At 47.7% G+C, this 14,519-nt stretch carries 15 protein-coding genes; 8 read left to right on the top strand and 7 right to left on the bottom strand.

Going from position 1 to position 14,519, the window contains the following annotated elements; all coding sequences use genetic code 11:
- Nucleotides 1-28 precede the first annotated feature (28 nt).
- From MHM94_RS01095 to MHM94_RS01085, 3 genes are all read left to right on the top strand, one after another.
- Nucleotides 29-883, top strand: a complete 855-nt coding sequence (locus MHM94_RS01095) for a carboxylate/amino acid/amine transporter (protein WP_053909469.1) — start codon at nt 29-31, stop codon at nt 881-883.
- Between the two features lie 163 nt (nt 884-1,046).
- On the top strand, nt 1,047-1,490 hold the full coding sequence (locus MHM94_RS01090; protein WP_022943508.1) for an antitoxin Xre/MbcA/ParS toxin-binding domain-containing protein: 444 nt from the start codon (nt 1,047-1,049) through the stop codon (nt 1,488-1,490).
- Nucleotides 1,487-1,957: an RES family NAD+ phosphorylase gene (locus MHM94_RS01085; RefSeq protein WP_235418377.1), complete on the top strand. Its 471-nt coding sequence runs from the start codon at nt 1,487-1,489 to the stop codon at nt 1,955-1,957. Before MHM94_RS01090 ends, MHM94_RS01085 begins: the two co-directional genes overlap by 4 nt.
- 6 nt (nt 1,958-1,963) lie before the next feature.
- Here MHM94_RS01085 and MHM94_RS01080 read toward each other — a convergent pair whose 3' ends face one another.
- Complete coding sequence (locus MHM94_RS01080; protein WP_235418376.1) at nt 1,964-2,491, bottom strand: cytochrome b; 528 nt, start codon at nt 2,489-2,491, stop codon at nt 1,964-1,966.
- Nucleotides 2,484-3,458, bottom strand: a complete 975-nt coding sequence (locus MHM94_RS01075) for a catalase family peroxidase (protein ID WP_235418375.1) — start codon at nt 3,456-3,458, stop codon at nt 2,484-2,486. Before MHM94_RS01075 ends, MHM94_RS01080 begins: the two co-directional genes overlap by 8 nt.
- A gap of 77 nt (nt 3,459-3,535) precedes the next feature.
- Here MHM94_RS01075 and MHM94_RS01070 point away from each other — a divergent pair, with 77 nt between their 5' ends.
- Entirely contained in the window at nt 3,536-4,024 is a 489-nt protein-coding gene (locus MHM94_RS01070; RefSeq protein ID WP_235418373.1) for a MarR family transcriptional regulator, read from the top strand.
- Here the strand turns inward: MHM94_RS01070 and MHM94_RS01065 are convergent.
- The 4 genes from MHM94_RS01065 to MHM94_RS01050 form a co-directional block, all read right to left on the bottom strand.
- The gene (locus tag MHM94_RS01065) at nt 4,016-4,579 is read right to left on the bottom strand and encodes a uracil-DNA glycosylase family protein (protein WP_235418372.1); all 564 of its coding nucleotides are present in this window, start codon (nt 4,577-4,579) and stop codon (nt 4,016-4,018) included. The genes MHM94_RS01070 and MHM94_RS01065 overlap by 9 nt on opposite strands.
- 78 nt (nt 4,580-4,657) lie before the next feature.
- On the bottom strand, nt 4,658-5,494 hold the full coding sequence (locus tag MHM94_RS01060) for a DUF4434 domain-containing protein (protein WP_235418370.1): 837 nt from the start codon (nt 5,492-5,494) through the stop codon (nt 4,658-4,660).
- Nucleotides 5,488-8,466, bottom strand: coding sequence for a hypothetical protein (locus MHM94_RS01055; protein WP_235418367.1), 2,979 nt, complete (start codon nt 8,464-8,466; stop codon nt 5,488-5,490). Before MHM94_RS01055 ends, MHM94_RS01060 begins: the two co-directional genes overlap by 7 nt.
- Nucleotides 8,463-10,622 (bottom strand): glycosyl transferase family protein, encoded by a 2,160-nt coding sequence (locus MHM94_RS01050; protein ID WP_235418365.1) that lies wholly within the window; start codon nt 10,620-10,622, stop codon nt 8,463-8,465. The genes MHM94_RS01055 and MHM94_RS01050 overlap by 4 nt, the downstream gene beginning before the upstream one ends.
- Nucleotides 10,623-10,898: 276 nt before the next feature.
- On the opposite strand from MHM94_RS01050, the gene MHM94_RS01045 reads away from it, so the two are divergent.
- From MHM94_RS01045 to MHM94_RS01035, 3 genes are read left to right on the top strand one after another with little or no spacing between them, the layout of a single operon-like run.
- Complete coding sequence (locus MHM94_RS01045; protein WP_022943517.1) at nt 10,899-11,219, top strand: hypothetical protein; 321 nt, start codon at nt 10,899-10,901, stop codon at nt 11,217-11,219.
- Nucleotides 11,216-12,781 carry a PepSY-associated TM helix domain-containing protein gene (locus tag MHM94_RS01040; RefSeq protein WP_235418364.1) on the top strand — a complete coding sequence of 522 codons (1,566 nt, stop codon included), beginning with the start codon at nt 11,216-11,218 and terminating at the stop codon, nt 12,779-12,781. Before MHM94_RS01045 ends, MHM94_RS01040 begins: the two co-directional genes overlap by 4 nt.
- Nucleotides 12,778-13,119: a DUF3325 family protein gene (locus MHM94_RS01035; protein ID WP_235418363.1), complete on the top strand. Its 342-nt coding sequence runs from the start codon at nt 12,778-12,780 to the stop codon at nt 13,117-13,119. Before MHM94_RS01040 ends, MHM94_RS01035 begins: the two co-directional genes overlap by 4 nt.
- A gap of 124 nt (nt 13,120-13,243) precedes the next feature.
- Here MHM94_RS01035 and MHM94_RS01030 read toward each other — a convergent pair whose 3' ends face one another.
- The gene (locus tag MHM94_RS01030) at nt 13,244-13,756 is read right to left on the bottom strand and encodes a lipocalin family protein (RefSeq protein WP_235418362.1); all 513 of its coding nucleotides are present in this window, start codon (nt 13,754-13,756) and stop codon (nt 13,244-13,246) included.
- A 168-nt stretch (nt 13,757-13,924) separates the two neighbouring features.
- Here MHM94_RS01030 and MHM94_RS01025 point away from each other — a divergent pair, with 168 nt between their 5' ends.
- Nucleotides 13,925-14,458, top strand: a complete 534-nt coding sequence (locus MHM94_RS01025) for a hypothetical protein (protein WP_138508193.1) — start codon at nt 13,925-13,927, stop codon at nt 14,456-14,458.
- Nucleotides 14,459-14,519 lie beyond the last annotated feature (61 nt).

Raw genomic sequence — 14,519 nt, 5'->3', positions numbered from 1 at the left:
AATTCGTTTCTAAGTTGTATTGATGTGTATGAGTTATTTGCTCGCAACCACCCTGCTTTGGGCATTTTCATTTAGCCTCATTGGCGTCTATTTAGCCGGGCAAGTAGACCCCTGGTTCTCGGTGTTAACCCGTATCGCGCTAGCGACCCTGGTGCTGCTACCGTTTTTGAAGATTAGCCAGTTGAGCCTGTCGTTAACGTGGCGGCTGATGGCCATTGGTGGCGTTCAACTGGGGCTGATGTATGGCTTTTACTATCACTCTTTTTTATACCTCAGCGTCCCCGAGGTGCTGCTATTTACGGTGATGACTCCCCTGTATGTTACCCTGCTCAATGACGCACTAAATCGCCACTTTAATCTTGGCTTTTTCTGCGCTGCGTTATTGGCCATTATTGGCGCGGTAGCCATTCGTTACGACGGTATCAACCAAGGCTTTATGATTGGCTTTGCTATCGTCCAAGCTGCAAACCTGTGCTTTGCCAGCGGCCAAGTGTTATATAAACGACTGATGCTCAAGCATCAGCACCTTTCTCAACATCATGTATTCGCTTGCTTTTTTATGGGTGCATTGGTGGTCGCGTTAAGCTGTTTCGCTCTTTTTGCCAATACCGCTAATCTCCCAAGTACACCCACACAATGGGGCGTATTGATTTATTTAGGGCTTATTGCTTCCGGGCTGGGCTATTTCGCGTGGAATAAAGGCGCAACCCAGGTCAATGTCGGCACCTTGGCGGTGATGAATAACCTCCTTATTCCTGCGGGGATCCTCGTTAACGTGCTCATTTGGAACCGCGATGCCGATGTGCTGCGTTTAAGTATTGGCGGCGCTATCATCATGGCCGCACTGGTGGTTAACGAGAAGTACCTGAGCCGAGGTAAATAACAATAAAAGCAAGAGGGGTTACGCCCTCTTCATCGCCCGGCGATAACTGTACATTTTGACCGCTCGCCCTGATCCTGCTCGATAGAGGCCAATAGCATAATTAACACTATCACTTTTACTATCAAGTGATATACTTTGTAGTAATCATTTGGTGGAGAAAATCATGAATGCAATTGCATCCTTTAAGCCACAAAAGCACCCGGATGGATTTTGGCAGCAGCTTGGCATGCCAGCACGTGGCGAGCGTTTATATCAAGCGTTAGAACAAGGATTGTCATTTGATATCTATGACCGCTTAGCCAAACTATCAGGGGTGGATAAAAGCACCATTGCCCAATCAGCCGTTATTGCCCCCGCAACCCTAAGGCGCAGAGCAAAATCGGGGCTTTTTAATAAGCAAGAAAGTGACCGCTTGTATCGCTTTGCCGAAGTGTATAAGGCGGCGCTCGACCTGTTCGAAGGCGATGGTGATGCCACTCGCACATGGTTAACCACAGCGAATCGCGGCCTAGGGCAAAAACGGCCGTTGGATATGCTGGCAACCATGGCCGAGTCAGAAGCGGTGATTAACCTTATCGGGCGCATGGAACACGGTGTATTTGCGTGATCAGTGGCTACCGTATTGTTAAGAAAAAGTGGGCGGACAAGGCCTTTGATGGCGAAGGGGCGCGGTTATTTGGCGGGCGCTGGAATAGCCCCGGACAACGCTGCGTCTACCTCGCCGCCAGCGAGTCACTGGCGATTCTAGAGATTCTGGTACACCTTAATCACAGTGCCATTCTCAGCGATTACAGGCTATTTAGAATTAGCTTTGCACGCCGTGATGTACTCACCCTTGACGAGCAAGATTGGCCTGAAAACTGGCAAGAGAGTCCGGCCCCGGAAGAAACGGCTTTGATTGGCGATCAGTGGTTGCAAACGCAAGCCAGCTTGGCATTGAGCGTGCCCTCGACCATAGTCCCTCGAGAGTATAATTATTTACTTAACCCAAGCCACCCTGCTTTTGTTAAAGCAGAGCCCAATATTGAAGCCCTGCCCTTTCGCTTTGACCCGAGACTGCTCGCTCGGGGCTAGTAATACTCACTTCCACATACTACGCAGCACGTCATCTCGGCGGTAGTAATGGTGGTATAGCGTTGCTCCGATATGCATTATCACCAGTCCTATAAACACCCCTGCGGCCCAGCCATGCAACTCTCGAAACAAGGAAAACAGTTCAATATCCACCGTTAACGCCGCCGGTAAGCGCACTACATCGAATACACTCACAGGACGCGCTGCAAAATACTGCATCAATAGCCCTGATAGCGGCATTAATACCATTAGCGTATACAACAGCCAATGAGACGCCTTAGCCGCGCGGCGTTGCCAATAAGGTAAATCACTGGGTAAAGCCGGTACTATGCTGCGCCAGCGAATTAACAAGCGCACCAACACCAGTAGCGCAGCCGCTATGCCAAAACTTTTATGCAGCCACAGCAGCTCATACTGCCATGGTTCAAGCGAGCGCACCATGACTAAACCCGCTGCTAACATGGCAATGATTAATAACGCCATCGCCCAATGCAATAAACGCATAGAAAGAGTAAATCGTGCCCGGTTAGTCATTGCTTAGCTCCTTTGCTTGACCACGCAATTGCTCCACAGCCCGGCGGCGGTACGACTCCGCATAAGCGGCCGAGCGCGCCCGAAGAATGGCATCTGCGGTGGGCGAGATACCCGATGGCAACACCAAAGGGTCAAAGTTGATGCTGTGACACGCCCCGTCCTGCTGCGCTTGCCACTGAGTGATCACTATTTTCCCAGCGTTAATACGCGGACGCTCTGCTGGCCACTGAATTGCCGGATTACGCTCGTCGTCTTGGGCGCTTGCCAAGGTAAATAACCAGTCAAATACCACCGGTTGTTTTGCTAACCGCGCCTTAAGCTCTTGATGTAATGCGTTAGGCCCACTCAGCCCATCATCGGTGACTGACACCGTCGGCTGCATATGCCAACGCACAGGCTGGCGCTGCTCGTTGTCATCGACTAAATAAAACGCATTGATGCTGTGATAGGTCTCGGCTGCGAAGCTACCACTGGGTTGGTAGCTATCTTTCCACGCCAAGAAATCAGCACTTTCAGGGTGCTCGGCGAAAAAGGCTTGAATAGCCTTGGGGCCCGATTTAATAGCCACAAGCTGCTGATAAAAATCCTGGGGATTGCTCACCGCCATCACCGGCGGAGTATTCATGGCAATGCGCCACTGCTCGCTAGCGCTGGTCGCGAAGCTCAGTGCCAAACTGCGCACTGGCGCCTTTAAATCCGGTGCGGTCGGGTTATTGCCGGCAAGCGAAAAGCGACCCACAAATGGTGTCACCGAAGTGGCAAATATCTGGGCCGAAGAATATTGCGCAAGCGCGCCATTATTACGGAATTCACCTTGCACACAGATCCCTTTAGCATGGGCTCGGCGAAAGCCCGGATGAACTGAATCCCCTTGTTGCAAATCCACAAACTGCTGTGCCGATACTTTATCACCGGCATGCAGCAATGGCGCGAACAGCAACGCCGCCCATAAATAACCTGACCTCATAATTTGCTTTCCCCTTGTTACAGATATATCTTGAATTAAAGATAATATGTATGAAATGCCGTTTTGGTTCACTAAAGATGCAAAATTTAGATAATATACAAGCGCTGTGGGCTCGGGAGATGCCACAATTAGATACTTCTACCATGGCATTAATTGGTCGTTTGCAAATCGCCCACAAGCATATGACCTTAGCAATGAGCAAAACATTTCGCCGCTACGGGCTTTCCGAAGCAGGCTTTGATGTGCTTGCGACGTTAAGGCGCTCGGGCCCGCCTTATCGGCTCACGCCCAATCAACTGTTAGCGCAAATGCTGGTGACCTCAGGCAGTATGACCAGCCGCCTAAACCAGCTGCAAAAACAGCAGCTGATCACTAGATCGCAAGATCAACAGGATAAGCGGATATGTTGGGTTCAGCTTACAGAGCAAGGTTTATCACTTAGTAAAGAAGTGATCCAGGCTCATGTAGAAACCCAGCAAACACTGTTAGCTGGGCTCAGCCGTGAGCAGCATCAGCAGCTGCTATCGGGTTTACAAGCCTATTTACAGCAAGCGGGCTTAGAGTAAATCGGCCACTCGCTGTTGCAGATACGGCAGTATTTCTTGTTCGAACCACGGGTTACGCTTGAACCAGCGGTTATTACGAGGGCTTGGGTGAGGCAATACTAAGGTGTGTGGCCAGTAACTGTGCCAGTCTTGCACCGCAGCGGTGAGCGTTTTATAACGTTTGGGTAGATGATAAGCCATTGCATACTGACCAAGGACAAGAGTCAACTGCCGCTTAGGTAAGGCAGCTAACACCTGCTCTCGCCATGTTACAGCGCACTCCTCTCGCGGGGCTAAATCTCCGTGCTGAGCGGTGCCAGGATAGCAAAACCCCATCGGCGCGATAGCGAATAAGCGCGGGTTATAAAATTGCTGCTCATTGACTCCTAACCATTGCCTGAGGCGATCGCCACTGGCGTCGGCAAACGGTTTGCCAGCCTGGTGAGCTCGCACTCCGGGGGCTTGACCAGCAATTAGAATAGGTGCCTCACTATCAAGTTGAATAATAGGCTTAGGCGCCAAAGGCAAATGCTCGGCACATAAAGTGCAAGCACGAATCTTATCTGCTAGTTGCATCTTCACTTAGGTATATTGTTTTTGCTTAGCCTAAGGGCTAGCCACATATTGTGGCAACCCCCTTTACACTTTACCGAGTCATTCACTAGCAAAGTAGTTAGGTAGCATGTAGCGCAGTGAAAAAAACCAGCTTGGTCGGCACTCATCGCTTAGCCTGTGCTCCACAGACTCATTGAATATTTCTGCAATAACGTGAATATGACTCCCCTTTTGGCAAACATATTTTTGCACTGCCTGACGCTGATCGCTTGATAAAACTTGAGTACCCACTCCATCTTGCCACAGTAATTCCAGGTCGGTGTGCTGCGCTAACCGCTCAAGTAAATAAGCGTATTGTCGCGGTGAACTATGCCCCGCATAGAAGCTTGAGATATACACTGGCTTAGCAGGAGCAAGAGTAGCTAATTGATCATTCAAGGCGCTGAGGTAATCGATTAACAATTGCTGTTTTGCATGGCTTTGCCAGTTAAGGTCATCGATTTCATCACTGATATACCAACCAGCAAATGCTGGCAGTTTAGTAAATGCTTGCCAGCGTCGGGCAACGTCGAGATGACGGTTATACAAGCCGCGCAGATAAAAGTGTAGTGCTCGAGGTTGCTGTTGAATGCGTTGGTAGTAACTATTTTCATGATACAACCCAACGACTATTTTTAATCCTTGAGCATTGGCTTGATGAAAAAGTTGCTGTAGTCGAGAGCGGCCTTCTGCATCAATGAACTGGCTATGCTCATGCTGGCTCCATTGCAGGGCAATGGTATCAATTTGACGCTCTCGTAACTGCAGCATCATTTCTTGCCATTGGCCCTTTGTTAGCTCGCTGTCGCTATTTAATGGCTGATAAATAACCACATTCGCTTGCACAGCTATACTGCATAGCAGCAACGCTATCATTGCTATATATCGCCCTACCATGACCACTCCAGATTCAAACTTGCCACATTGTCGCCCTCTCGTTCACCGTTGAGAACATGCTGTACTAATAGTTTTAGCGAGGCCTGGCGGCGATATGCGGTTATATCATCACCTCCTGACCACCAATGCACCCCAACACCTGCACCTACGCGGGTATCTTGACGCTCACTCGAGCGCGTCCATTGACCGCTCACATAAGGTTGCCAAGTCAGCGCTTGCTGATTTTGAGTATGCAATTTAAAGTGATAACCACCTTGGTATTGTGCGAACTGCGCATCACGTCCAGACTTAAGCCAATGTGCGGCTTCCAAATACAAACTTTGTTGCAGCCACCCTTGTACATCAGTTTGCCAATCCCGCGTATTGCCACCTAGACTGAATAAGTCCGTAGCGGCCTTAAGCAAGATATCGACATCGTTGTTGCGCAGCTGCCACTGCGGTTCGATAGCAAACTGGAGGTCGAGCGAAGCCAATGGCTGCCAGCTGTATCCTAAAGCGAGTGTGCTGTCATGTTGTTGGCTATCTTTTTGTACAAAAGCCCGTGCGTACCACTGATGAGTATCCTGCGCACGCCAGTGGTGCTGTAAATATTTGCTGTAACGCAGCTCTATAAACCCACCGTATCTCAAGCTTTGTGAGGTAGCGCCTATATCGATGGGCCTCAACTGCTCACCAAATTGTGCTTGCAGCAACCAACGTGATTGCGCCAATAAATCTCGCCGTAAGCGCTTGAGTTGTTGTTTAGGTTCCTGTGCAAGCTCCATGGTGTCCATGTTAGTCGCCGCGATAGTGGCATGATGCAGGGCATTATCTAACTCATTAGTCACAACATAACTATAAGCAAGCTGCTGGTGCATAGGATAAAGGTCGGGTTGGTTGGCCAGGTAATGCTGCATTAGCGGAGCCGCTTTTGCAGCGCGACCTACGTCAATATACAAGTACGCAAGCTCTGCTTGGGTGTGTAGCGCCAACGCCTCAGTAGGTTGGCGTTCGATATCGCTGAGCAGTGTGAACGTTTGCTGCGTTTTACCTTGGCGCCAGTATAGGCGAGCCAGAGCTATTTGCTCAGAAACATCGGAGTGGTTTTCAAGCAGCCACACTAAGCTCTTCTCTTGCGTATGTAGATCGTTAACATACTGGGCAAGCTGCAGTTGTAATTGATAAAAGCTGATTGTTTTAGGCTCATGCAAATGCACTAAGCGATGCAACCATGTCATCGCTTGCGTGTATTCGTTGACTTTCAACGCACTAGCAATAGCATTAAAAAAGTGCGGCTGCTCTGTCAGCTGCGAGTCAAGCTCTAGCCAGTACTCATAGGCCCGCACATGCAAGCCAAGCACTTCACTCAAGTGAGCAAGTTGAACCCGGCTTTCAGTGCTGCTTGGGTTTGTTGCTAAGGCCGCTTGGAACAACGCATACGCTCGCTCTTTATCGCGCTCAATAAAGCAATATCCTAATTGCTGTAAGGCTTGCTCTTTCGCAGGCTCAACCAACCATTGTGCAGCTAACTGACACTCACCAATAGCTGAGGCGAAGCTCATTAACGTCTGTCGCTGAGCTGGTGATGCTTGTCTTGATTGCACTAAAGCAAGCGCATCACTGAGCGTATCCGGCTGAGTTTTCTTGAGGCTTTGTAAGTAACGATAGATCAGCTCAGCATCTTGATCTTGTTGTTGTGAAAAAGGCCAAAAGGGCGCCAATATATGTGTAACTAGCTCATACTGCTGACGCTGTATCGCCATATGCGATGCCTGCTTAGCATAGCTCAAGCGCTGAGGATAAAGGCGCGCTAATAACAGCCACTGCTGATAGGCTTTATCTTCATTACCGACCTTTTCATAACCTATGGCAAGTTGCCGCTGCTGCGCCTCACTCAGACTCTGCTGCGCCTCAAATATTGCCAGCCACTGACTGTGGTCTTCCATTGCTTGCGCCACTTGTACCGCTCTTGAGCGCCAAAACTCATCATTTTCGGCGTGTTGCAATGAGTAATCATACAGGCGTTGACGCCATTGCTGAGAGTAATTCGAGGCATAAGCCATAAGCACAAGTAACTGCTGCTCTTGTTCTATATTTAACTCGGCTTCACTTAACGCCGCCATGGTTCGCGATAAAACCTCAGGTTGCTGAGCTTGCATGGCAATATCAGCTCTTTGCAATAGGCGCGAAATGGCCCTTGGTAGCGCGGCATTAAGCGTCAAAGCAAGTGACCAATCTTTGTTGTATATCGCCGCTTGCAACCATTGGCGACGCTCCTGCTCACTCAAAACAGCGTGTTGCTGATAGAGGCTAAACTGCTCACTAGCCACCTTGAAATGTTGCGCTCCTAAAAGCGCTTGTATCAAGTGTTTACGCACACTGGCTTGCTGCTCTGGATAAGTTATATCATTAATACAACTGGCAACTGCGTCATACTTTTTTTCGTTTAGCAGCGCGAAACAATAGGCTGGGCGAACTTCTTCGAGCCCGTAACGAGTGATCACTCGATGGATGAACTGCGCGCGAGCTCGTTCGCTTATCATTTGTGCACTTAACGCAGCTAGTCCGGTGCGCTGGGTGATACTAAAGCGCTCATCTGCCAAAAGCTTGTCAGTGTACACAATAAACAACTCAGCCTGATGCTTAAGCCCAAGTTGTTGAAAGTGTAACAATACTTCGCGCCATTTCTGCTGCCGCATAAGCACTTGTTGGTACTGGTCTATAAGCTTCGATAACTGTGGCCAATGTTGCTGCTGGGCCGCAACAAATAACAATCGCTCCACTACATAGGGGTTATTCGGCGTTACAGCTAATGCCTTATTCAACTCTTCATTAGCGAGCTCATAACGACCCTCATCAATATAGCGGTACGCCATATCGACATAAGGATAAAGTAAGAACTGAGTATGCTCAGGGTATCCTTTACCAGCCTCAAAACTAGGTGCTGATAACGCTGTCATTGAGGTCAATAGAAAAAGCCACAGAAGTTTCATAACGACACCTCTGATGAACTCGCTGGCTTATCACTTACCAAAGGTCTGCGCATAATGCGCTGCGCAAGTTCAAGGGTTTGCTCATCAATGACACCTTTGGCAATAAGATAATCACCTACCCCTGAGTCGCTATTCTCTTGGCCGATCATCACTTGGTTAGCAACGGAAGGGCTGAGCATAGCCACTTCGCTAATTGCTTCAAACTCACTGTAATGGGCATTTACAAAATGCGGCCAATCCACACGACGAGCACGACGCTGAAGATTCGCATAGCTGTAGGCCGAGTCATCACTAAAATGCATTTTGAGCGCCACAGTGACCTGTCCCGGCTGGGCAATATAATACCTAACTTTATAACCAACTTTCCGGCTTATAGCCCCTAAGGCCACCGGCGACAAGTGCTGTTCACTCGCAATATGTAGTACACCTTTGTCCAAGAACAATCCAATAATGGCGTAGCGCACAGCGACCGCTTTATGAATACCGAGCTCACTTTGCTCTGGCGTAGACAGGGGCGGGCAAGAGCGATATTCAACGCCCGCCTGCTCGGCTATCGCTTGCGCTAATTGCTCACCGCTGAGCACGCCTTGCTGCATTAAAAAACGCCCAAGTTTTACTCTGCCCTGCCCTTGCGTGAGCGCATTGTGCAGTTGCTCTTTGTTAATAGCCCCTGCTGAGAGCAGTATTTCACCCAGAGGTCGATAGCTTGCCCGTGCTTCCCCTAATGAGGGAAAGTCATGGCTGGTTTTGTCCCAAGCTACGCGTTTAACATCACCCATTTCGAGAATTTGTCTGACAGCACGAATATTGGCAAAGAAGTTAATAATATTGCCCCACACCATACGTGGGATCGAAAGGACCCCTTGAATACACCCGTAATAGCGCGTAACAAATACAAAGCGTTGCAGCATGCGATTAGCTAGCAGCACGGCGTTGGCCCACAACACCGCACTTAGCCAGGGCTCATCACCATAAATTGAGAGAAAGTTATAAGCACTGCCGGAGAGTTGTTGGTAACCCCAAATACAGGTGAGCTGAAATAACACCAGTAGCGCGACAAAGCCAATGAAGTTAGTGAGACCGCCGCGACGGTCCCGCCAAAGAAAGTAATTTAATTTCCAATCTCGCGTCCATGCATGGGATTTCATACCCTGAAATACGATACCAATGATCCATCGCGACTTTTGCCGCACTGCTGTGGTGAACGTATTCGGGAAGTACTCCCGTACACAGACTACGCTGCTATAACTTGCAGATTTCAGGCTCCCCTTATTGATCTGCTGCTTGTGCGTGTCGGTCAGCACAGGAAAATGAATGAAGACTTCTGACATACCGTGTTGCTTGAGGCGAAAGCCAATGTCGTAATCTTCAGTTAAACTTTGTACATCGAAGGCGATACCATCGCCTTGCTCGATAAGCAATTGAATTGCCCGGCGACTAAAACAAGTGCCAACGCCGGCACTTGGGACTTGCCCAACCAAGGCTTCTCGCACGGGCACGTCTTTGCCATGAATTTCTGCAAATTCATCTAGGTAGCTGCCACTGGTAAACTCATACCACTGTCGCTCGAATGGAAATACTGGCAGTTGAATGAGATCTTTACGCTCAACGAGGTAGTTGAATAAACGCATTTCCATGGCACTAAGTACATCTTCTGCGTCATGAAGAATAAACCCTTGGAAGGCAAATTTTGCTTGCGATTCGAAGGTAAATATAGAGGCGATGATATTATTGAGGCAATCCGCCTTACTCGTTGGCCCAGGGCGCGCGCACACCACTTTGTGGACATTGGGAAATCGCGCGCATACGGCGTCAACATCAGCTTGAGTCTTGTCGTCGTTAGGGTAAGTACCAACAAATATATGATAGTTCTCGTAATCTAATGTCGATGCCGCCAGTTCCGCCATCGGTCCTACAACTCCGTGTTCTTGCCATGCAGGTACCATAATTGCGAGCGGTTGCTCAGCTTTCTCTTTCAACTTTGAATAGTGTAGCTTGGGGTGTTTGCGATAGATGACCAATCGCCGGTAGCATTTCCGCCCCCAATACACGAGATCAATAAACAGATCGTCTAAACCAAAAATAAGCAGTAAAACGCTTAACGCATATACCACATATTTAAGTACAAAGAGGTAACTCGCGAACCAATACAACACATCCACAACAACAGCACTTCCTAGAACAACACAAAACTAGTAAAAAAGAGTGAGCGATCTTATAGCAAAAAAGCATAAATAGGAACGCAAAAAAGGCCATTGAAATGACGTGTAATATTATGAATTATAAGGGTTTTAATAAAAAACATCGTGTTAACCGTGAGCCAACAATTAACTAACGGTTCATTTTCAATTCATTTAAGCAAATACGAATCACTATCTTTTAGTTTTATAATCTATATAATGGCTCGTTTTTGGTACAACAGCCTGCAGACTATGGATTTTCAGTTATCACCCTGGCTCATCAAGTTACGTATCGCCAGCTCTCATTATCGCGCCCTTGTGGTTTATCGCTTTATTGCCGCCATTGTTGGAGGCTACTTATTAACTGCCTTGAGTACCGCTGTTTTAGGGGTCGCCCTGCCATTACAACCTAGTGATGCGGTATTACTGGCTGTAAGCTTATCGATATTGATATATGCCTGTATCTTCATCTATGCCTTTAGTGTGCGCTCTGTCGCTAAGGTATGGATCACTATTTTACTAACTAGTGCAGCGCTCACCGCTCTGCTGGCATTCATGGAGGAATGGCTATGAAGGACACCTTCTTTCGTTCAATGACATGGCTACACACCTGGGTAGGTTTATTGGTCTGTTGGTTACTCTTTCTCATATTTATTGCTGGCACGCTTGCGTTTTTCCGTTGGGAACTCAACTTTTGGGCTAAACCTGAGATACATCATTTTGAACAGCCCCAGCAGCGTGTTGCCGCGCAGCAAGCTCAGATAACCCAAGGGCTTGCATACTTACAGCAACAGGCACCTAAGTCCGAACGCTGGAATATTTCCTTGGCTGATGAGCGTAAAGACTGGCTTACCTACTCTTACCAAGAACCACGAGAACCCGGTAAACGTGCGCCTTGGCAAGACTACTATGTCAATCCTAAAACGCTAGAGGGGGTCGATACAGTCAGAGAATCCAAAGGTGGGCATTTCTTTTATCGCCTGCACTTTGATTTGCATTACCTCGACGTCAGAACAGCACGTTGGCTGGTCTGTTTTGCCAGCTTGTTTATGCTTATTGCGCTAATAACTGGGGTGGTCATTCATAAACGGATCTTTAAGGATTTATTTAGCTTGCGCACCAATAAAGGCGTACGCAGCTGGCTTGATAGCCATAACTTATCGTCTGTGCTAGCGCTGCCTTTTCATATCATGATCACCTATACAGGGCTTATTACCCTTATTTTTATGCTCTTCCCCTACCCGGCGATGACCGCCTACGACGATGGTTTACGCAGCTTCTATGCCGATGTCTTTAACTTTCAACGCACCGAGCCTGCCAACGAGCCCACAGCCATGGTGGGTGTTAATACACTGCTGGATCAACTTTATACTAAGTGGCCGGATGCAGATATAAGGCAAGTACGTATTGACCACCCTAACGATCGCAGTGCATCGGTACGCTTTATTATTGATAGCGGCAAGGCCATTGTCGACAGGCCGCCAAGCATCACGTTTAACGCCACGACGGGCGAGGTGATAGACATTAATGAAGTAGATAGAAGCGTCAGTGAAGCCATCTACGATGGCATGATAGCCTTGCATGCGGCGCGCATGGCACAGCCCGTGTTGCGCTGGCTTTACGTATTATGCGGTTTAGCAGGTTGTATCATGATAGCGAGCGGCGCAATCATGTGGGCAAAACGCTTACACCAACGCAATAAAAAGCAGCGCCCCGCGATAGGTCTTCGCACGGTAGATAGCCTTAACCTGGGTACGTTTATGGGCTTGCCTTTAGCAACCTTGGCATTTTTTTATGCCAATCGGTTATTGCCAATGAATGTGAGTGAGCGCGCCGACAAAGAAATACTCGCTTTCTTTCTAACCTGGGCAGCGGTGCAAGCATGGGCGGTATTCAAGCCTTATAGTTGGCGATTATTAAATGCCATCATTGCTGGCGCCTGTATTGGCCTTGTTGCCATTAACAGCATGACCACGCAGGGCAGTTTGCTGCACTTTATTGATAGCAAGCAATGGACTTTGTTGGGCTTCGATTTAGTTTGTTTATTTGCAGCAACCTGCTTCGCCTACGCGGCCTATCGTGGTAACCGCAAGCAGCGCACTTGGTTGGGTTCGTTAGAGGAGTTAAGTGTATGATAGAACTGCTTTGCTTTATACTGTGTATCATCGCTTTTAGTTGCTTTGCGCATGCCAAAGCGACCCATTACCGAGATATATATGGTGTGCGTCCCAATGTTCGGTTAGTTAGTAAAATTTTGATCTGTGCTTGGATCAGTATTTTACTAAGCATGACCATAGCGATTGCCGCGCTGGGTAGTTATGGGGTACTACTGTTCTGCGGGTTTATGGCGGTCAGTGTATTGGCCATCACACTGTGTCTTAGCTTCAGCCCGAAATGGCTCAAAGCACTGACCTTTTGCTGCACGGCTTCACTACTAGCAGTGATTACAACTATTCTGATTGCCAGTCAATAAACCGAATTTTTACTAAGTTTCTAGATCAGTATTTTACTAATAAGTAGGTAAAATACTGATCTGTAAACCCCCTTTACATTTTATACCTGAATTATCAGTTAGCAGCGAACTTATCGCAGGTATATTACTGCTGCACCTCAATCAACTTTTCTACCGCAAACCCCGCTGATCTAAGTTGCTCTTTAAAGTCTTCTAAACGCTGCTCATCAACTTCTTTTTCACGCGCGAGTAACCATGCATAGTCGGTGTTATAACCACTCACATAAGCATATTGATAGTTTTCTTGGTCTAATCCAAACACAACATATGAGGAATAAAAGGGGCCGAAGAAAGAGACTTTAAGATGGCCAGTATTCGGATCGCCAACAAACTTGGCTTTACCTTCAGCTTGGGACCATTGTTGCTCTTCTGCGTTAAAGCCGCGATTAATGACCTTGACGCTGCCATCATCATTCTGGCTGTACGTCGCAGTGACGCGACTTAAGCCTTCTTCAAAAGGGTGGGGCATACGGGCTATTTCATACCATGTGCCCATGTAACGCTCTAAATTAAAAGGGCTAACTGGGGACACTTTGTCAGGTACAGAAGTACAAGCAGATAATACAACCGTTAGTAAAATTATGATCTGTGCGCGCATAGCATGAGCTCCAAGTAAATATAGTCTTTAATCGGGTATAACCGAACAATACAGTAATGACCTCTGTACGAGATAAAGCTTATAACCGCTTAAAAATCATAGCAATAATTTACTATCTTGCTTAAGATCAGTTTTTTACTAAGTGCTTCAAGCGATAGGTAGTATTAGGTGACAATAAAAGCGATAGGCCTAGGGCAAAGCGATGCGGCAATCAGAGTGTATGTAAAAAACCGCCCAAACCTGATTCAGTTTCAAACTTTAAGCGATACCTTGCCATTGCAAGCAGGGCAGATAGCACAAATAAACGCAGAGGCAGGGAACGGTTGGCGAAAAGTATTTAATGTCTATGCAAAGTGGCTATATCAACTGGCTCCCAGTTGTTTGGCCTTAAAAAGTGTAGACACATGGCAACAATTTAGAGATCAAACACTACTGCAAAACCACTCACAAACGGCGTTGCTCTTTAGCGAGCCTGACGTAACCGACCCTGACGCAGCGCTACATATTATTGCCGGAAAAACTCATGCTAAAGAGCTCGCAGCAAATGAACAACTTGGTATAAATCTGATCTGGCTTAACGATGAGTTCGCTATATCGCCCACACAACGTATTATCGTGTGCCCCTATTTTGATTACCGACAACTCAATAACGCCAAAATCGATATTCTTTGTGAGCTCATCCACACCCATATCAAGTTATAGGATGGTCCTTAGGCGACACCACGAAAGTATAAAAATTGACTACACTGTAAGAAGTTACCAT

The sequence above is a fragment of the Pseudoalteromonas sp. CNAT2-18.1 genome, from assembly GCF_022347865.1.
Lineage (GTDB): Bacteria > Pseudomonadota > Gammaproteobacteria > Enterobacterales > Alteromonadaceae > Pseudoalteromonas > Pseudoalteromonas ruthenica.
This window is presented reverse-complemented; position numbering and strand designations above follow the sequence as displayed.